The sequence below is a fragment of the Streptomyces flaveolus genome (assembly GCF_000716535.1).
Taxonomy (GTDB): Bacteria; Actinomycetota; Actinomycetes; order Streptomycetales; family Streptomycetaceae; genus Streptomyces; species Streptomyces flaveolus_A.
Window position 1 is genome coordinate 229,216 of record NZ_JNWV01000004.1, and the last position, 19,418, is coordinate 248,633.

Sequence of the window (19,418 nt, forward strand, 5' to 3'; positions counted from 1 at the left end):
TGGCCGGCCGACCGCGCTCGTCGAGGGCGGCCCGGTTCGCCCTCCTGCGATCCGGTCTCCTTTGTCTCCGGGGCGTGGTGCCCGCCGGTGGTTGCGGGCGGGCGCCGTGCGGGGCGCGGTCGTGCGGGCGGCGGTGTGCCGGGCCGCCGTGCCGTTCGGTGGACGGGGCCGTCCGGGTGATTCCGGTCGTGCCGGTCCACCCTGGTCACCCCGGCCGTCCGGGTCCCGCACCGGCGGGCGAACCGTCGCAGAGGCCGGCGGCGAGCCGTCGTACAAGCAGGCGGCCAACCGTCGTACAGCCGGCGCGGACACCGCGGGAGTCGGCAGCAGCGCTCGCATCCGGTGGAACGCGTCGACGGGCGACCGCCCCGGCGCGCACCGGTGCCGAACGCGGTGCGTGACCACTCCGGCGCACCACCTCGCCGAACGCCCCGAGGGGCGCGGACAGGGCGGCCCGCCGGACGCGCGCTGCTCGTTTCGGCGCGGATGCCGCATCCTTGAGGTGTGGAGTCTCTCGGGGACGAGTCGGTCGAGCGGAAGGGGAGGGCGCGGGGAATGAGTGCCGGCGCACCTGCTCATAACGCTTCGGTGCACAACCACGAGCACGATGCGACGGACCGGACGGCCGCAAGGCACCATGGACCGATGCGCGACGACGAGGCGGGCACGGCCCACGGGGCGATCGGTGCGCTCGTGCATCGTGCCGTCGACGGGGACGAGCAGGCCACGCACGATCTGCTCGCCCATGTCCACCCCCTGGCGCTGCGCTACTGCCGCACCCGGCTGTCCCGGCTGCCCGGCGACGCGCGCCACTTCGTGGAGGACCTCGCCCAGGAGGTCTGCGTGGCGGTCCTCCTCGCCCTGCCCCGCTACCGCGACACCGGCCGCCCCTTCGAGGCGTTCGTCTTCGCCATCGCCTCCCACAAGGTCGCCGACCTCCAGCGGGCGGCGATGCGCCACCCGGGATCGACCGCGGTGCCGTCCGACGAGATGCCCGAGCGGCCCGACGACTCCCTCGGCCCCGAGGAGCGCGCCCTGCTCAGCAGCGACGCCGAGTGGGCCAAGAAACTGCTGGCCAACCTCCCCGAGAACCAGCGCGAACTGCTCCTGCTGCGCATCGCCGTGGGCTTGACCGCGGAGGAGACGGGGCAGATGTTGGGAATGTCACCCGGTGCGGTCCGTGTGGCCCAGCACCGGGCCCTGAGCCGCCTGAGGGCGCTCGCCGAACAGTGAACCCCCCAGCGCGGAGCCCGCAGTAGCTCCCGCGCTGAACAGGTGCGTCGCCGTTTCCGTACGAACATACGAAGCCTGAAGCGACCCCGTACCGTGGAATTTGCTAGCGACGCTTCCCGTTAGCATGGACATCCGCACCGATCAAGGCCATTTGGGGAAGGTGTCATGACTGCGAACGTCGACGGAGTGCCCGGTAAATTCGCGACACTCGGGCTGACCTACGACGACGTGCTGCTGCTGCCGGGCGCATCCGAGGTGCTCCCCAACGCGGTCGACACCTCGTCCCGCATCTCCCGCAACGTGCGGGTGAACATCCCGCTGCTGTCGGCGGCGATGGACAAGGTGACCGAGTCCCGCATGGCGATCGCGATGGCCCGGCTGGGCGGCGTCGGCGTGCTGCACCGCAACCTCTCCATCGAGGACCAGGTCAACCAGGTCGACCTGGTGAAGCGGTCGGAGTCCGGCATGGTCACCGACCCGATCACGGTGCACCCGGAGGCCACGCTCGCCGAGGCGGACGCGCTGTGCGCGAAGTTCCGCATCAGCGGCGTCCCGGTCACCGATCCGGCCGGCAAGCTCCTCGGCATCGTGACCAACCGGGACATGGCCTTCGAGAGCGACCGCACCCGGCGCGTGCACGAGGTCATGACCCCGATGCCGCTGGTCACCGGGAAGGTGGGCATCTCCGGCCCCGAGGCCATGGAGCTGCTGCGCAAGCACAAGATCGAGAAGCTGCCGCTGGTGGACGACGAGGGCGTCCTCAAGGGCCTGATCACGGTCAAGGACTTCGTCAAGGCCGAGAAGTACCCCAACGCCGCGAAGGACGCCGAGGGCCGCCTGCTCGTCGGTGCCGCGGTCGGCGCCAGCCCGGAGGCGCTGGAGCGCGCCCAGGCGCTCGCCGCCGCCGGTGTGGACTTCCTGGTCGTCGACACCTCGCACGGCCACAACAGCAACGCCCTGAGCTGGATGTCGAAGATCAAGTCGAGCGTGAACGTCGACGTGGTCGGCGGCAACGTCGCCACGCGCGACGGCGCCCAGGCGCTGATCGACGCCGGTGTGGACGGCATCAAGGTGGGCGTGGGCCCGGGCTCCATCTGCACCACCCGTGTCGTCGCCGGTATCGGTGTCCCCCAGGTCACCGCCATCTACGAGGCGTCCCTCGCGGCCCGTCCCGCCGGCATCCCGCTGATCGGCGACGGCGGCCTGCAGTACTCCGGCGACATCGGCAAGGCGCTGGCCGCCGGTGCCGACACGGTGATGCTGGGCAGCCTCCTCGCCGGCTGCGAGGAGTCCCCGGGCGAGCTGCTCTTCATCAACGGCAAGCAGTTCAAGTCCTACCGGGGCATGGGCTCGCTCGGCGCCATGCAGTCGCGCGGCCAGGGCAGGTCGTACTCGAAGGACCGCTACTTCCAGGCCGACGTCACAGCCGACGAGAAGCTCGTGCCCGAGGGCGTCGAGGGCCAGGTGCCCTACCGCGGCCCGCTCGCCAACGTGCTGCACCAGCTCGTCGGCGGCCTGCGCCAGACCATGGGCTACGTCGGCGCCGCCACCATCGAGGAGATGGAGTCCAAGGGCCGGTTCGTGCGGATCACCTCGGCGGGTCTGAAGGAGTCGCACCCGCACGACATCCAGATGACGGTCGAGGCGCCGAACTACAGCAGCAAGAAGTAGCGGCGAGACATGGCGCCCACGCGCGCGTGAGGCTCGTGCCACGGCGGTCCCGGAGCATCCGGGGCCGCCGTTGCCGTACCCGTCGGCGATACTGGAAGGCGCTGCAACGCATAGGGAAAGGCCACCAACGTGACTGAGATCGAGATCGGGCGCGGCAAGCGCGGCCGCCGGGCGTACGCCTTCGACGACATCGCCGTCGTCCCCAGCCGCCGTACGCGGGACCCGAAGGAGGTCTCGATCGCCTGGCAGATCGACGCCTACCGCTTCGAGCTGCCGTTCCTGGCCGCTCCCATGGACTCCGTGGTCTCCCCGGCCACCGCGATCCGCATCGGCGAGCTGGGCGGCCTCGGCGTGCTCAACCTGGAAGGCCTGTGGACGCGGCACGAGGACCCGCAGCCGCTGCTGGACGAGATCGCCGAGCTGCCCGCCGAGCAGGCGACCCGCCGCCTCCAGGAGATCTACGCGGCACCGATCAAGGAGGAGCTGATCGGCGCCCGCATCAAGGAGGTGCGCGACTCCGGCGTGGTCACCGCCGCCGCGCTCTCCCCGCAGCGCACCGCCCAGTTCTCCAAGGCGGTCGTGGACGCGGGCGTGGACATCTTCGTCATCCGGGGTACGACGGTCTCGGCGGAGCACGTGTCGTCCTCGCACGAGCCGCTGAACCTGAAGCAGTTCATCTACGAGCTGGACGTCCCGGTGATCGTCGGCGGCTGCGCCACGTACACGGCGGCCCTGCACCTGATGCGCACCGGTGCGGCCGGCGTCCTCGTCGGCTTCGGCGGCGGCGCCGCGCACACCACGCGCAACGTCCTCGGCATCCAGGTCCCGATGGCCACGGCCGTGGCCGACGTGGCCGCGGCCCGCCGTGACTACATGGACGAGTCCGGCGGCCGGTACGTGCACGTGATCGCGGACGGCGGCGTCGGCTGGTCCGGCGACCTGCCCAAGGCCATCGCCTGCGGCGCCGACGCCGTGATGATGGGCTCCCCGCTGGCCCGGGGCACGGACGCGCCCGGCAAGGGCCACCACTGGGGCATGGAGGCGGTCAACGAGGAGCTGCCGCGCGGCAAGAAGGTCGACCTCGGCACGGTCGGCACCATCGAGGAGATCCTCACCGGCCCGTCCCACACCCCGGACGGCTCGATGAACTTCTTCGGCGCCCTGCGCCGCGCCATGGCCACCACCGGCTACAGCGAGCTGAAGGAGTTCCAGCGGGTCGAGGTGACGGTGGCGGACAGCCAGCACCGGCGGTAGTCGCCGGGGCGGTCTCCACGACGCCGGAAGGGCCGGTCATCCATGGTGGGTGACCGGCCCTTTCGCATGCCTGGGCGTAGTGGGGCGGCAGTGTCCGTGATCGGCGACCCAGTTCCGCTGGGTGCCCCCTTCCAAGGACACGGGCCGGGCCCCGCGATCGTGGAAGGGGGCGCCCATGGGACGCCACCGCAGCCCACCCCCTGGGATCGCATCCCCCGCGCTACCGACCCGCCGCCCCCAGACCCCCACGCGCCCCCTTCACAACCGATGCGCCGCCCCCGTGGGCGTGGCTCCCCGGGTGTCCAGCAGCAACTGGGCCTTCACCGAGAGCCCCTGGAGGTCGTACGTGCGGTGCTGCTGGAGCAGGATCGTGAGGTCGGCGTCGGCGGCGGCCTCGTACAGGGAGTCCGCGCGCGGCACGGGCCGGTCCAGGACGCTCCACTCGGGCACGTACGGGTCGTGGTAGCTGACGGCCGCGCCCAGCCCCATCAGCCGTACGGCGATCTCCTGGGCCGGGGTGCCCTGCTGGTCGGCGAGGTCGGGTTTGTAGGTGACGCCGAGGAGCAGCACGCGGGCCCCGCGCGCGGACTTGCCGTGTTCGTTGAGGAGCGTGGCCGCGCGCTGGACGACGTACCGGGGCATCCGGCTGTTGACCTGCTGGGCCAGCTCGACCATGCGCAGGGTGCGGGTCGCGTGCCCGGTCAGGTCCAGCGCGACCCCGTGCCCGCCGACGCCCGGGCCGGGCCGGAACGCCTGGAAGCCGAAGGGCTTGGTCTCCGCGCACCGGATGACGTCCCACAGGTCGACGCCCAGCTCGTGGCAGAGGACGGCCATCTCGTTGACCAGCGCGATGTTGACGTGCCGGTAGTTGGTTTCCAGCAACTGCACGGTCTCCGCCTCGCGCAGCCCACGCGCGCGTACCACCTTGTCGGTGAGCCGGCCGTAGAACGCGGCGGCCGACTCGGTGCAGGCGGGGGTGAGGCCGCCGATCACCTTGGGGGTGCTCGCGGGGGTGTGCTCGCGGCTGCCGGGGTCGACCCGGCTGGGAGAGTAGGCGAGGTGGAAGTCGCGGCCGGCGCGCAGCCCCGAGCCCTCCTCCAGCAGCGGGCGCAGGAACTCCTCCGTGGTTCCCGGGAGCACCGGTGACTCGAGGATGACCGTGGTGTGCGGGCGGAGCCGTGCGGCCAGGGTGCGGGCGGCCGCCTCGACCTGCGTGAGGTCGAGTCCGCCGTCGGCGCCGCGCGGGGTGGGCGCGCAGATCACCGCGGTGCGCACCCGGCCGAGCTGGGCGGGGTCGGTGACGGGGCGGAATCCGGCGGAGTGCATCCGGCGCAGCTCCGCGGGGCTGAGTGAGCCGGCCTCGGGGCCGGTGGCATAGCCGACGGTGGGGATGCCGGCGGCGACGGCGGCCTGGGCGAGCGGCAAGCCGTAGGGACCGAGTCCGATGACGGCGAGGTCTGCGGGCATGGAGTGGGCCGTCCTTCCCAGTAGCCGAAGCGGGACAGGTGCGCAACCGCTGTGGAGAAGACGAGCGAGTGCACTGTCAGACTAGGTACATATATGACCGTTATGTGTGATTGTGTTTGTGTGTCTTCCGACGGTTGTGCGCAAGTTGTCCACAGGTCGGGAGCCCGTGGTGGCTGAAGTCGGGCAGCCCGGTCAGAATTTGGGCATGAGGAGGGGATGAACCGGGCTTCGCCCACCGGGTGCGGCCGACGCGAGCGAGTCTGCGACAGCGGGAGGCAGCGGTGAGGACAGCGACTCTGGGACCGGCGCAGCGCGCCGGGGCACTGGCGGCGATGGCGGAGCGCGAACTGGACGTGCTGGTGGTCGGCGCCGGAGTGGTGGGCGCCGGCACCGCGCTCGACGCCGCCACCCGTGGCCTGTCCACCGGCCTGGTCGAGGCCCGCGACTGGGCGTCCGGCACCTCCAGCCGGTCCAGCAAGCTGATCCACGGCGGCCTGCGCTATCTGGAGATGCTCGACTTCGCCCTGGTCCGCGAGGCCCTCAAGGAGCGCGGTCTGCTGCTGGAGCGCCTCGCCCCGCACCTGGTCAAGCCGGTCCCGTTCCTCTACCCGCTCCAGCACAAGGGCTGGGAGCGGCTGTACGCGGGTTCGGGCGTCGCGCTCTACGACGCGATGTCCATGGCCCGCGGCCACGGCCGGGGCCTGCCCGTGCACCGCCACCTCACCCGCCGTCACGCCCTGCGCGTCGCCCCCTGCCTGAAGAAGGACGCCCTGGTCGGCGCCCTGCAGTACTACGACGCCCAGATGGACGACGCGCGCTTCGTGGCCACGCTGGTGCGCACGGCTGCCTCCTACGGCGCGAAGGTGGCCAACCGCGCGCGCGTGACCGGGTTCCTGCGCGAGGGCGAGCGGGTCGTCGGCGCCCGGGTGCAGGACGTGGAGGGCGGCGGGGAGTACGAGATCCATGCCCAGCAGGTCGTCAACGCCACCGGTGTGTGGACCGACGACACGCAGGCCATGGTCGGCGAGCGCGGCCGGTTCCACGTCCGCGCCTCCAAGGGCATCCACCTGGTCGTGCCCAAGGACCGCGTCCACTCCACCACCGGCCTGATCCTGCGCACCGAGAAATCCGTCCTCTTCGTCATCCCCTGGGGCCGGCACTGGATCATCGGCACCACCGACACCGACTGGGACCTGGACAAGGCCCACCCGGCCGCGTCCAGCGCCGACATCGACTACCTGCTGGAGCACGTCAACTCGGTGCTGGCCGTGCCGCTCAGCCGCGACGACGTCCAGGGGGTGTACGCGGGGCTGCGCCCGCTGCTGGCCGGCGAGTCCGACGCCACCAGCAAGCTGTCCCGCGAGCACACGGTCGCCCACCCGGTGCCGGGACTCGTGGTCGTCGCGGGCGGCAAGTACACGACCTACCGGGTGATGGCCAAGGACGCCGTCGACGAGGCCGTGCACGGGCTCGACATGCGCGTGGCCGACTGTGTCACGGAGGAGACCCCGCTGCTCGGCGCGGAGGGCTACCAAGCGCTGTGGAACGCGCGGGCGCGGATAGCCGCGCGCACCGGACTGCACGTGGTCCGCGTGGAGCACCTGCTGAACCGGTACGGCTCGCTGGCCGAGGAGGTCCTGGACCTCATCGCCGCCGACCCCACGCTCGGCGAGCCGCTGCCGGCCGCCGACGACTATCTGCGCGCCGAGGTGGTGTACGCCGCCTCGCACGAGGGCGCCCGGCACCTGGACGACGTCCTCACCCGCCGCACCCGCATCTCCATCGAGACCTTCGACCGCGGTACCCGCAGCGCCCGCGTGGCGGCCGAGCTGATGGCACCCGTCCTCGGCTGGGACGAGGACCAGATCGCCCGCGAGGTCGAGCACTACGAGAAGCGGGTGGAGGCCGAGCGGGAGTCCCAGCTCCAGCCGGACGACCAGACGGCGGACGCCGCGAGGCTGGGCGCGCCCGACATCGTGCCGCTGTAGCGGCGACTGACGTTCACTCGAACGAGTGGCCGTTTCCGGGATCTCTGCTCGAACCCGAGCCGTTCTACCAGGTGCGAGGGCAGAACTCGGCGGCGAGCAGCGCGGGTTCGAGGTGCGGGTCTGCGATCGCGTCCGTGTTCACCCGGAAGGTGAGGACCCGGCGGCCGTCGGCGGTGGCTGCGCTGCGCACGTAGCTCCCGGATGTCCGGCCGTCGTGCCCCCACACCGTGGTGCCGCACGGCGGCTTCACCGGAAACAGCCCCATGCCGTACGAGCCGTGTGCGGCACGGATGTTCCGGGCCGGCCGGTGTGGTCATCAGCTCACCCGTCGCGCCGGCCACGCGCGGGTCGAGCTCGGTGACGTCGGAGCCGTCGGCGGCGCAGGAGTGACCGGTGACCTGGCGGACGGCCAGGCCGAGCAGGACGTAATTGGTGCCTGGAGTAGGAGTGGCGGGGAGGGCGAGAGCGATGGGTGCGGCCTGAAGCGAGGTCAGGGGCACGGCGCCCCGGGCGGCTTGGGTGAAGTCGGCCAGTCGGCCGGTGCGGGTGAGCGGCGCCCGCAGGGTGATGCGCCGGCCGTCGGTGCCGCGCCCGCGGAGCGGTCCCGGCAGGTGGTGCTCCACGGTGTCGGACAGGGAGAGCCGGCGCTCCCCGACCGGCCGGCGCACGACCGTCGCGACGAGGGTCTGGGTGACGCTGCCGGTCCGGAAGCGGTCGGCGCGGGCGATGCCCCGGCCGCCGGCGGCGGCGTGGCGGAAGCGGTGCCCGTCCGCGTCGGTGTCCAGGGCCGGCAGGGCCGCGGCGGGTGCCCTGCCGTCGCTGACGAGCAGCGGCAGGACCGCGTCCGTGGCCGCCGCCGGGGAGATGCTCCGGAAGGCGTTCTGGGAGGGTTGTGGACGGCGGCAGGGGTGAGCGGCAGGATCAGGGGCACCGGTATGGACATGACTGTCCCAAGCGGCGGCATACCGGTTCCTCCCTTCTTACGACCCATCATCCCGGTAAGCGGAACGTCCGCTTCAGAGGGGCTGCCGACGCGGCGGGGGCGGGTCCGGGCCAGGGGCACCCTGGGCGTCGGCCACTTGTCGGGTGAGAGACAATGGAGGCTCTGTCAGGGCGGGTTGTATGAGGGGACGCATGTCGGAGGCGGAGCGGGCGGGTACATCTCGTCAGGAGACTCGTCAGGACAAGAACGAGCGGCGTCTCCTCGCGGGGCGGTACCGGCTGGGAGACGTGCTGGGCCGTGGCGGTATGGGCACGGTCTGGCGCGCCGAGGACGAGACCCTGGGCCGGACGGTCGCCGTCAAGGAGCTGCGGTTCCCGTCGAACATCGACGAGGAGGAGAAGCGGCGCCTGATCACGCGCACCCTGCGCGAGGCCAAGGCGATCGCCCGGATCCGCAACAACAGCGCGGTGACGGTCTTCGACGTGGTCGACGAGGACGACCGGCCCTGGATCGTCATGGAGCTGGTCGAGGGCAAGTCCCTGGCCGAGGTCATCCGCGAGGACGGCGTGCTGGAGCCGAAGCGCGCCGCGGAGGTGGGGCTCGCCATCCTCGACGTGCTGCGCTCCGCGCACCGGGAGGGCATCCTGCACCGGGACGTGAAGCCGTCCAACGTGCTCATCGCCGAGGACGGCCGGGTCGTGCTCACCGACTTCGGCATCGCGCAGGTCGAGGGCGACCCGTCCATCACCTCCACCGGCATGCTCGTCGGCGCGCCCTCCTACATCTCCCCCGAGCGGGCCCGTGGCCACAAGCCGGGCCCCGCCGCCGACCTCTGGTCGCTCGGCGGCCTGCTGTACGCGGCGGTCGAGGGCACCCCGCCCTACGACAAGGGCTCGGCGATCGCCACGCTCACCGCGGTGATGACCGAGCCCCTGGAGGAACCGAAGAACGCGGGCCCGCTGCGGGACGTCATCTACGGCCTGCTGACCAAGGATCCGGCCAACCGGCTGGACGACGCCGGGGCCCGGGCCATGCTCAACGCGGTGATCCGCGCGCCCGAGCCGAAGCCGTTGGACGCCACGCAGGTGGTGCCGTTGCCGGCGCAGTCCGGCGGGCCGGAGGGCAAGCGGGGCGAGGAGGCCGGGGAGAAGCTGCGCGGCGCCCTGCGGTCGGTGCGCAAGGCGGCCGGGGCGGCCACGGCGGCGGCTTCCGTGCGGACCAGGAGCGGGAGCGAGCCGGCCGCGCCGGGGACGGACGGCACGGAGGGCGCCGGGGGCGCCGGAGGCGCGGTTCCCGGTGGTGCGCGGCCCGGGACGTCCGGTGGCTCGCGGCCAGGGTTCTCCGGTGGGCCGGGGGCCGGTTCCGCCGCGCGGCCGGGCGGTCCGGCATCGAGTGCCGCCGGTGTGCCGAACTCCAGCGCGAACAAGCAGAGTTCCGGCTGGCCCGTGGTGCCGCCGCCGGACCTTGACCTGCCGACGCGGCCGGTGCCGAGGGCGCCGCTGACCGATGTGGTGCCCCGGCGCACGCTGCTGATCATCGCCGTGGTGGTCGTGCTCGCGGTGCTCGGGACCGTGCTGGCCTTGGTCCTGAACGGCGACGACGGCAAGGGCGACAAGAGCGGCGGGGCCAAGGCCGCGGCCAGCGCCGGCGCGTCCGCCAAGCGGGACAAGGGCACGGGCGGCGGCACGGACACCGGGCCCCGGACGGACGGAGGGAGTTCGGCCTCCGCGAGCACCGGGTCGACGCCGGACGCCGGGGCGAGCCGGTCCGCCGACTCCGACTCCGACTCCGGCGACGGCTCCGGCTCCTCCGGCTCGAAGGACGACGGGAGCGCTCCGGTGGTCTCCACCCGCAAGGGCGGCCAGGGCTACTCGATCGGGCTGCCCAAGGGATGGGAATACCAGACCAGCGGCGCCGCCGGTGACCGCTACACCGGGCCCGCCGGGCAGAAGCTGCTCGTCGCCTGGACCGGCACGCCCAAGGACGACCCGGTGGCGGACTGGCGGAACCAGGAGCGCTACATGGTGCGCTCCCAGTACCACAGGATCCGCATCGAGCAGGTGGACTACCGCGACTGGAACACCGCCGACTGGGAGTTCACCTACGTCGAGGGCGGCACCGAGTACCGCACGATCGACCGGGGTTTCGTGGTGAACGACCACCTCGGTTACGCACTGATGTACACCGCGAAGGACGCCGACTGGCACGGCGAACTGCGCAAGGACACCTGGAAGACGTTGACGAAGTCCTTCAAGCCCAAGTCGTAGGCGTCGTGCGCCGGTTTGGTGCGTGAGAATCCGTCATCCTCTCAGTGCGGGTTGCCTCCGGCACGTATCGTGAAGGTCGCGGACCGTACGCGGCCGTATGCGTGTGCGAAACGGGTCGTGAGGCGAACGGATGTGACCAACCGGGCGGCCGGGGGAGGCAAAGTGGACGACTACGCGGGTCGGGTGCTCGCCGACCGCTACCGCCTGCCACTGCCGCCGTCCGACGAGTACGAACTCACCGAGACCCGTGCCTTCGACACCTACAGCGGTCAGGAAGTCCTGGTCCGGCAGGTGCCGTTGCCGGAGGTCGTCGAGGCCGAGGTGCTCGACGCGGAGGGGCTGCCCGCCGGGTTCACCGCACGGGAGCGCGCCTCCCGCCGGGCACCGGAGACGAGGACCGCCACCCGGCAGCCCGCCGATCCGGCGGTGCGCCGCGCCGTCGAGGCCGCGCAGGCGGCGGCCGGCATCCCCGACCATCCCCGGCTGGACCAGGTCTTCGACGTGTTCGCCGAGGGCGGGTCCCTGTGGATCGTCAGCGAGCTGGTGAACGCGCGTCCGCTGGCCGCCCTGCTCACCGAACGGCCGCTGACGCCGTACCGGGCGGCCGAGGTCGCCTCCGACGTGCTCATGGCGCTCCGGGTGCTGCACGCCCATGGCTGGGTGCACCGCAACATCACCGTCCGCACGGTCCTCGTCTGCGAGGACGGCCGCGTGATGCTGACCGGCCTCGCGGCCGGCGCGGCGGAGGAGGCGCTGTGCGGGTACGACCCGGTGCCGGCTCCCGAGGGCCAGGACGGCGGGACGGGGGAGGGGTTCGGCACCGAGCCGGGCTCCGTCGGCGGCGGACCCATGGGCCTCGGCCCCGGCGCGGGAGCCGGCGAGGTCTCCGCGGGTTCCGGTGGCCGTACGAGCGGGGCGGGCGGGGGGCCGGCCGCGGACGTCGATCCCGAGGCCGCGCGGCGGGCCGCCATCCAGGCGCGGGCGGCCGGGGGGCTCCCGGCGCCGGGAGCGAACGGAGTCGCGGGTGCGGTGGGCCGGCCGGCCCTGGAGAGCGGTGCCGACATCCGGGCCGCCCGGGCCGGGGCCATCGCCGCGTACCGGGCGGGCGCCCGAGCCGCCGCCCGGGTGCACGAGGTCCAGCAGGACGCACGCGCCGCCCTGCCCGGCGCGCGGCCACCCGCCGACGACGACACCGACACCGGCGCGGGACCGTCGTACGCCTCCGGCGAGGGCACCGGCAGCACGGCGCCGCCCGGCCGGATCGCGGACCCCTACGGGGTGCGCGGCGCTCCGTGGCACGGCGCCGCACCCCGCCCCGGCTCCCCGGCCGCGGACCCCGGCACCGGGCAGTCGTCCGCACCGGGTCAGGCGCCGGACGAGGGACACGGTCCGGGGGCGTCTTCGGCGGACCCCCGTGCCAGGCACGCCTCCGTGCCGGTTCAGGGATACGGCCCGGGGCGGCAGCCATCGGCGCCTGGCCAGGGCTACGGTCCAGGACCCGTGTCGGCGCCGGGTGGTGAGCGGGGTCGGCAGGCGCGGGGAGCGTCCGGTTCCGGCTATCCGGACGGCACCCCGCCGTACTCCGAACTCACCCCCGCCCCGGCATCGGGCACCGCCCCCGCCCCTGCCTCCGGCACGGTTCCCGCCCCTGCCTCCGGCGCCGGTCTTCCCGGTTCGCCGGGCGGTGGTTGGGATCAGCCCGGGGGTGTGCGTCGTGGCCCCGGGACCGCGCTTGCCGCCGAGCGGGCGCGGCAGGTGCGGATGACCGTGGTGGGGCCGGTGACCGAGCGCTGGGCGCCGGAGCAGGCCGGGCCCGTGCACGAGAACTGGCAGCTCGCTGCGCCGATCGGCCCGGCCACGGACCTGTGGGCGCTGGGCGCGCTGCTGTTCCGCGCCGTGCAGGGGCACGCGCCGTACCCGGAGGAGTCCACGGCCGAGTTGGTGCAGCTGGTGTGCGCCGAGCCGCCCGCCTTCGCCGAGGAGTGCGGGCCGCTGCGGCCGGTCGTGGAGTCGTTGCTGCGCCAGGACCCCACCGAGCGGCCGGACGTCGAGGAGCTGAGCGGCTGGCTGCGGTCGTTGGTGCGGTCCGCGCCCGAGCCGGACGCCGGCACCCATGTCGTCCCCACACCGCCCGCCGACCCGAGCCGGCTGCCGATCGTCCGGCGCCGTGGCGAGTTGGTGCGCCGGCGCCGCGCCGGGCTGCCCGCCGCCCATCCGCACGGCCGGCACAAGCGGGCCCGGGAGGGCACGGGTTCACCGCGCAGCCTCGGCCGGACCCTGCTCCTGCTGATCCTGCTCCTGCTGGCCGGCGCGATCGCGTACGCGATGCTCTTCATGCCGAAACAGGGCGAGAGCGGCGCGGCGGGCGGCGACCGTACCGGCAGCGCCGGGCAGACCGGCCCCGCGCCGTCACACACCCAGCGGCCGTCCACCGGGCAGAGCGCGCCGGGCGGTGCCCCCTCCGCCTCCGCGCCCGCGACCGAGACGCAGACGGGCGGGGACCCCGCCGTTCCCGACGGGTTCACCCTGCGCAAGGACCCGGACGGCTTCCAGGTCGCCGTCGCCAAGGGCTGGGCGCGCACCCCGAAGAACGGCAGCGGCCAGGTGGTCTACGCGCACGGGAACTTCGAGCTGATCGTCGTACCGGGGCGGGACGGGACGTCCGCGTACGGCAGCGATCCGATGGTCTATCAGCGGGACAAGGAGCGCGAACTCCAGCCGTACCGCGCCTCCAGCTGGGCCACGGCCACCGGGCTGCGGACCATCGAGGTGGGCGGACGGACCATGGCCGAGGGGCAGTTCACCTGGACCGACGGGCAGGGACGCGACCTGTTCGTGCGGAACATGGCGCTGTTGCTGAACGGCCGCTACCACGTCGTCCAGGTGCGCGGTCCGGAGGCGCAGCGGGACGAGGTGACGCGGTTGTACGAGCAGGCTACCGAGACGTATCGCTACACCGGTTGAGCAGCGTGTATCCGGGGCCGGGCGCCGCCCGTGCGGTTTCCCGTCTCGCGCGGAAATGACCATCGTCACAGTGCGGTTTCCTTGGCACCCCGCTGGTTCCCTGGGGGCAGGCCGGTCCTTAGTCTGGCCCTGTCAAGAGCATTGCGGGGCAACGTGAATCAGATGCAGGGCCTGCTCATAGCGGGCCGCTACCGGCTCGCCGACTCCATCGGCAGCGGCGGCATGGGCCGGGTGTGGCGCGCCCACGACGAGGTGCTGCACCGGAAGGTCGCCGTCAAGGAGTTGACCGCCGCGCTCTACGTCTCCGACAGCGACCGGTCCGTGCTGCTCGCCCGCACCCGGGCCGAGGCCCGGGCCGCCGCGCGCATCAACCACTCCGCCGTCGTCACCGTGCACGACGTCCTGGAACACGACGGCCGCCCGTGGATCGTGATGGAGCTGGTCGAGGGCGCCTCGCTGGCCGACACGGTCAAGGAGCGGGGCCGCGTGGAGCCGGCGGAGACCGCGCGGATCGGGCTGTGGGTGCTGCGGGCGCTGCGCGCCGCGCACTCCGCCGGGGTGCTGCACCGCGACGTCAAGCCCGGCAACGTCCTCCTCGGTACGGACGGCAGGGTCCTGCTCACCGACTTCGGCATCGCCCAGATCGAGGGCGACACCACCATCACCCGCACCGGAGAAGTCGTCGGCTCGGTCGACTACCTGGCCCCCGAGCGGGTGCGCGGCCACGACCCCGGCCCGGCCTCCGACCTGTGGGCGCTGGGCGCCACGCTGTACACGGCGGTCGAGGGGCGCTCGCCGTTCCGGCGCACCTCGCCGCTGAGCACCATGCAGGCGGTCGTCGAGGAGGAGGCGGACGAGCCGCGCCACGCCGGTCCGCTCGCTCCGGTCATCGCCGCGTTCCTGCGCAAGGATCCGGCCCGGCGGCCGGGCGCGGAAGAGGCCGAGCAGATGCTCGCCGAGGCGGCGGAGGGCCGCGCGCCGCGCGCTGCCCAGGCCTTCGTCCCGACCCAGGGCTCGGGCATACCCTCAGCCACCGGCCGCCACCAGGGCCCGGGCACGCCCCCGCCCGGCCACGGCGGCGGCACGACGGGCGGAGGCTACGGCTCGGGTACGGCGGCCACCGCCTACGGCTCGGGCACGTCCGGCGAGGGCTACGGCTCCGGGACGCGGGCCACCGGCTACGGCTCCGGGACAGCGGCTCCCGGCTACGGCCCGGGCGCGTCGGGCGAGGGCTACGGCGCGAACTCCTCCGGCCAGGGCTACCGTTCCGGCGGCTCGACGGCCGCGTACGGTTCCGCGTCGCACACCTCCGGCTACGAATCCGGGCCACCCAACTCCGCGTACGAACCCGGAACCCCCGCATCCGCGCACGAAGCGGGTTCCGTCGGCGCGTTCCCGGTCCGAGGGACGGCGCCCGCCCGGCCCCGCCGGCGGCTGCGCACCCTCGCGCTGGTCGTCGCCGTGGCCGCGGTGCTCGGCGGTGCCGGAGCGGTCGCGCTCCAGCACTGGGGCGGCCAGAACCCCGGGGCCGGCGGCGATGTGAGCCCGGCGCCCGCCGACAGCCACACGGCCCAGGCCGACGGCACGATCCCCGCAGGCTGGAGGACGTACCACGACCCGCTGGGCTTCAGCCTCGCCCTGCCCAAGGGCTGGAAGCGCGAGGTGTACGGCATCCAGGGCGACCTCAAGCAGATCGACTACACGCCCGACGACGGCAAGCACTTCGTCCGCATCGCCATCGACGGCTCACCGGACTTCGCCGACCCCCTCTCCCACCAGCAGGACCTGGAGCAGCAGCTCCAGCGGCTGGTCGACTACCAGCGCGTCACGATGAAGGAGAACATCTACCGCGACCGCAAGGGCGCCCGGTGGGAGTACACCTGGACCGCGCTGAAGAAGGACCCGCCGTACGTCCCCGGGCCGCGGCACGCGGTCGAGGAGACGTACTTCTCGCGCCAGGGCACCGAGTACGCCCTCTACATGTCCTCGCCGGCCGAGGACTGGGCCACGACCAGCGAGCAGTTCACCTGGGTGCTGCGCGGCTGGCAGGAGCCGAAGGAGGGCTGAACCGCCATCGGCGGCGGCCGAGTCGGCCGAAAATGGCAGGCTGACCGGTGTGTCTTGGCCGGTCGGCGTCCCGGGGGGCACGGGTCCCGTGCGGCATGATGGGCGCATGGGGACCGAGGGAGCCGGCTTCCGGCTGATCGCGGGCCGTTACCGCCTGGAGGAACGCATCGGGCGCGGCGGCATGGGCGTCGTGTGGCGGGCGAGCGACCAGGTGCTGGGCCGTCAGGTGGCGGTCAAGGAACTCCTGCCCGACGACGCGCTCCCGGACGACGACGCCCGCCGCCGCCGTGACCGTACGTTCCGCGAGGCACGCGCGGTCTGCCAGTTACGGCACCCGCACATCATCGTCGTGCACGACGTGGTGGAGCAGGACGAACGGCCGTATCTCGTCATGGAGTTGATCGACGGCGGTTCGCTCGCCGACCGGATCGACCGGGACGGACCGGTCGGCGCCGTCGAGGCCGCGCGGATCGGCATCGCCCTGCTGAGCGCGGTGCGCACCGCGCACGAGGCGGGGGTGCTGCACCGGGACATCAAGCCCGCGAACGTGCTGATCGAGTCGGGCACCGACCGGGTCGTCCTCACCGACTTCGGCATCGCCCAGGTCGAGGGCGCCACCACGCTCACCGAGACCGGCGCGTTCGTCGGTTCGCCCGAGTACACCGCGCCGGAGCGGATGTCCGGGCTGCGCACCGGGCCGGAGTCCGATCTGTGGTCGCTGGGCGCGCTGCTGTGCACGGTGCTCAGCGGCGAGTCGCCGTTCCGGCGCGACTCGCTCGGCGGCATCCTGCACGCCGTCGTCTCCGACGACATCCGCCCGCCGGCCGAGGCCGAGCCCCTGCTGCCCGTCGTGCTGGGGCTGCTGGAGCGCGACCCGGACCGGCGGCTGGGCGCGGCGGACGCCGAGCGGATGCTGTGGACGTACCTGGAGACCGGCCGGACGCCGCCCGCGCCGGGCGACCCGGGCCCGGCGGGTGCGCACGGCGGTGGGCTCATCCACCGGATCGGTGGGAGCCTCACGCCGAAGTCCCCGGCGCCGTACACGCCGACGCAGTGGGACCTGCCCCACGCCGGACCGCTGCCGACCACCCCGGTCCGGCCGTCGCTCGAACCGCCCCCGGCGCGCTCGTCCCCGCGCGGGCTCCTGGTCGCGGCACTGCTCGTCGCCGCGCTCGCCGGGGCCGGCGTGTCGGCCGCGACACTGCTGCTGCACGGCAACGGGGACGGGGGCGGCGGCACCCCGGGCGGTACGGCGACGAGTCCGGCGACCCGGACCGGCACGGGAGGCACGGCGGTGTCCCCGTCACCGACCGGCACGGGCCCGGGAGGTACGGCCGTCCCCCCGTCGCCCACCGGAACCCGGCCGGCACCGCCCCGCACGCCGTCGCCCACCCCCAGCGCCGACTCGCGCACCGCGCCCTCCGGTTACCGCACGGCCCGTGACCCGGCCGGCTTCTCCCTCGCCGTACCGGAGGACTTCACCCGCAGCCCGCAGGGTCAGCGCGTCTTCTACCTCTCGCCGGGCGAGACCTTCCGCCTGGGCGTCAGGGTCGGCGGATCCCAGCCGGGCGGCCCCGAGGCGGCGATGAACCGCTCCGCCGCCGACGGCCCCTCCACCAATCCCGGTTACCACGACGGCCGGGTCGTCCGCACCACGCACCACGGACACCCGGCTGCGCTCTGGGAATTCACCTGGGACGGCTTCAGCGCGGCGGAGGGCCCTCGTCACACCTACGACCTGTGCTGGGAGGAGAACGGCCGGCTGTACGACGTGTGGGTGTCGGCGCCGGTCGGGAAGGTGCGGGAGGCGCGGGAGTACTTCGACGTGGCGGTCGACACGTTCTCGGTCACGGGTGTGTGACCGGTTCGGCCTCCCGGTGGATGCGGGCGGCGGGGCACGGTAGAGATGACGCATGAGCAGTGACGGGGGAACCGGCCACGCGGCCGACGACACGACGAGCTTTGTTCTGCGACCGCCCCGACCCCGGACCGCTGCGCAGCCGCAGCCGCAGCCGCAGCCGCAGCAGCCGGTGCCCGTGCTGCCGGGGCCGGGGCCGGTCGGGGAGCCTCCCGCGGACCCGGACACCGGCCGGCTCGTCGCGGGCCGTTACCGGTTGCTGGGCAAGCTGGGGCACGGCGGGATGGGCACCGTCTGGCGGGCCAAGGACGAGATGATGGACCGCGAGGTCGCCGTCAAGGAGCCCCGGGTACCGGACCACCTGCCCGAGCGCGAACAGGCCAACGCTTTCGAGCGGATGCGCCGCGAGGCCCGCGCGGCGGCCCGTCTCGACCACCCGGCCGTGGTGAACGTGCACGACGTCGCGGTCGTCGACGGCCGCCCGTGGATCGTGATGGAGCTGGTGCACGGCCGCACCCTCGGCAGCGTGCTGCGGGACGGCACGCTGGACGCGCGGGAGGCGGCCCGGATCGGCCTCCAGGTGCTCGGCGCATTGGAGGCGGCGCACGCGGCGGGCGTCCTGCACCGGGACGTCAAGCCCGAGAACATCCTGTTCGGCCGGCACGACCGGGTGGTCCTCACGGACTTCGGCATCGCGCGGATCGAGGGCGACCCGCGGCTCACGGACACCGGCGGCTTCGTCGGCTCGCCCGAGTTCATCGCGCCGGAACGGGTGCTGGGGCAGCGGCCCGGCCCGGCGAGCGACCTGTGGTCCCTGGGCGTGGTGCTGTACACGGCGACGGAGGGCGTGTCCCCCTTCCGCCGCAGCAACACGCCGGCCACCCTGCAGTCCGTCCTCAACGCCGTCCCGGCCCCGCCCGCGTCCGCCTCCGGCCCGCTGGCCGAGGTCATCAACGGGCTGCTCCACAAGGACCCCGCGCACCGCCCGTCCGCCGACCGGGCGCGCGTCCTGCTGACGGCGGCGGCCGAGCCCCCGGCGCCCCCCGCTCCGGCGGCGCCCCCGGCCGGCCCGCGCCCCCGCCGCCGGCGCCGTACCGCCTGGCTCTCGGCCGGTGCGGCGGCGGTCGCGGCGGCCGTCACCGCCGGGTACCTCGTCCTCGCCGACCCCTCCACGGGGCCGCTGCCCGACGGCTGGACGAAGAAACCGGAGAGCGAACTCGGCGTCACGCTCGCCGTCCCCGCGGGCTATCAGGTGGCCCGGCCGGACAAGGACGACAGCGACAGGAACTGGGTGACGTACTGGGACTGGAGCGGCGGCATCTGGATCCGGCTGCACCTGGACCGCAAGGCGGACGACTCCCTGGACCGGATCAAGTCCAGCGCGCGGGCCCAGATGTACGACGACAACGAGAAGTTCAAGAGCCAGGGCGACTACAGCCTGGGCATGAACGAGGCCACGAAGACGGCCCCGGACGCGGAGGCCACGTACCACGGCCGGCAGGCCGCCCGGAACACCGTCACCCATCCGGGCGTCGACCAGTACAGACGCCCCCGCGAAATGCGGATCTTCTACTACCGCAGCACGTCCGGCGACATGTACGAACTGGCCGTCGACTACCCGGCCAAGGGCGACTTCGCCGCCCGGGGCCGAGAGGTGGCGAAGGCGGCGATCGCCAACCTGGAGATCAGGAAGCCCTGACGGCCAC

At 73.6% G+C, this 19,418-nt stretch carries 10 protein-coding genes and 1 pseudogene; 9 read left to right on the forward strand and 2 right to left on the reverse strand.

The annotated features are described in order from the left end of the window. The first annotated feature begins 645 nt into the window (after positions 1-645). From OO52_RS04855 to OO52_RS04865, 3 genes are all read left to right on the forward strand, one after another. Positions 646-1,233: a sigma-70 family RNA polymerase sigma factor gene (locus tag OO52_RS04855; RefSeq protein ID WP_030641278.1), complete on the forward strand. Its 588-nt coding sequence runs from the start codon at positions 646-648 to the stop codon at positions 1,231-1,233. Positions 1,234-1,398: 165 nt separating this feature from the next. Next, positions 1,399-2,904 carry an IMP dehydrogenase gene (gene guaB, locus OO52_RS04860; RefSeq protein ID WP_030641280.1) on the forward strand — a complete coding sequence of 502 codons (1,506 nt, stop codon included), beginning with the start codon at positions 1,399-1,401 and terminating at the stop codon, positions 2,902-2,904. Between the two features lie 129 nt (positions 2,905-3,033). Next, a complete protein-coding gene (locus OO52_RS04865) occupies positions 3,034-4,158 on the forward strand; it encodes a GuaB3 family IMP dehydrogenase-related protein (protein ID WP_030641283.1) in 1,125 nt (374 codons plus the stop codon). Between the two features lie 258 nt (positions 4,159-4,416). Here the strand turns inward: OO52_RS04865 and OO52_RS04870 are convergent, their stop codons facing one another. After that, positions 4,417-5,625 carry a nucleotide sugar dehydrogenase gene (locus tag OO52_RS04870; RefSeq protein ID WP_030641285.1) on the reverse strand — a complete coding sequence of 403 codons (1,209 nt, stop codon included), beginning with the start codon at positions 5,623-5,625 and terminating at the stop codon, positions 4,417-4,419. A 281-nt stretch (positions 5,626-5,906) separates the two neighbouring features. Between OO52_RS04870 and OO52_RS04875 the strand changes: the two genes are divergently transcribed. Then, a complete protein-coding gene (locus tag OO52_RS04875; RefSeq protein ID WP_030641287.1) occupies positions 5,907-7,613 on the forward strand; it encodes a glycerol-3-phosphate dehydrogenase/oxidase in 1,707 nt (568 codons plus the stop codon). Positions 7,614-7,677: 64 nt separating this feature from the next. On the opposite strand, the pseudogene OO52_RS54515 reads toward OO52_RS04875, so the two are convergent. After that, positions 7,678-8,479, reverse strand: a pseudogene (locus OO52_RS54515) (serine hydrolase). Positions 8,480-8,747: 268 nt separating this feature from the next. On the opposite strand from OO52_RS54515, the gene OO52_RS04885 reads away from it, so the two are divergent. The 5 genes from OO52_RS04885 to OO52_RS04905 all read left to right on the forward strand — a co-directional run bounded on the left by OO52_RS04885 (position 8,748) and on the right by OO52_RS04905 (position 19,411). After that, positions 8,748-10,823 carry a serine/threonine-protein kinase gene (locus OO52_RS04885; RefSeq protein WP_030641291.1) on the forward strand — a complete coding sequence of 692 codons (2,076 nt, stop codon included), beginning with the start codon at positions 8,748-8,750 and terminating at the stop codon, positions 10,821-10,823. Between the two features lie 162 nt (positions 10,824-10,985). Beyond that, positions 10,986-13,787: a protein kinase gene (locus tag OO52_RS04890; RefSeq protein WP_030641293.1), complete on the forward strand. Its 2,802-nt coding sequence runs from the start codon at positions 10,986-10,988 to the stop codon at positions 13,785-13,787. Between the two features lie 162 nt (positions 13,788-13,949). Continuing rightward, the gene (locus tag OO52_RS04895; protein WP_030641294.1) at positions 13,950-15,854 is read left to right on the forward strand and encodes a serine/threonine-protein kinase; all 1,905 of its coding nucleotides are present in this window, start codon (positions 13,950-13,952) and stop codon (positions 15,852-15,854) included. A 106-nt stretch (positions 15,855-15,960) separates the two neighbouring features. Continuing rightward, on the forward strand, positions 15,961-17,715 hold the full coding sequence (locus OO52_RS04900; protein WP_030641296.1) for a protein kinase domain-containing protein: 1,755 nt from the start codon (positions 15,961-15,963) through the stop codon (positions 17,713-17,715). A gap of 52 nt (positions 17,716-17,767) precedes the next feature. Beyond that, positions 17,768-19,411, forward strand: coding sequence for a serine/threonine-protein kinase (locus tag OO52_RS04905; protein ID WP_030641298.1), 1,644 nt, complete (start codon positions 17,768-17,770; stop codon positions 19,409-19,411). Positions 19,412-19,418: the final 7 nt, after the last annotated feature.

What these genes read in the sequence shown, in the direction of transcription:
- guaB (WP_030641280.1), top strand. Translation starts at nt 1,399, where the DNA reads ATGACTGCGAACGTCGACGGAGTGCCCGGTAAATTCGCGACACTCGGG.
- OO52_RS04870 (WP_030641285.1), bottom strand. Translation starts at nt 5,625, where the DNA reads ATGCCCGCAGACCTCGCCGTCATCGGACTCGGTCCCTACGGCTTGCCG.
- OO52_RS04895 (WP_030641294.1), top strand. Translation starts at nt 13,950, where the DNA reads ATGCAGGGCCTGCTCATAGCGGGCCGCTACCGGCTCGCCGACTCCATC.
- OO52_RS04905 (WP_030641298.1), top strand. Translation starts at nt 17,768, where the DNA reads ATGAGCAGTGACGGGGGAACCGGCCACGCGGCCGACGACACGACGAGC.
- OO52_RS04900 (WP_030641296.1), top strand. Translation starts at nt 15,961, where the DNA reads ATGGGGACCGAGGGAGCCGGCTTCCGGCTGATCGCGGGCCGTTACCGC.
- OO52_RS04855 (WP_030641278.1), top strand. Translation starts at nt 646, where the DNA reads ATGCGCGACGACGAGGCGGGCACGGCCCACGGGGCGATCGGTGCGCTC.
- OO52_RS04885 (WP_030641291.1), top strand. Translation starts at nt 8,748, where the DNA reads ATGTCGGAGGCGGAGCGGGCGGGTACATCTCGTCAGGAGACTCGTCAG.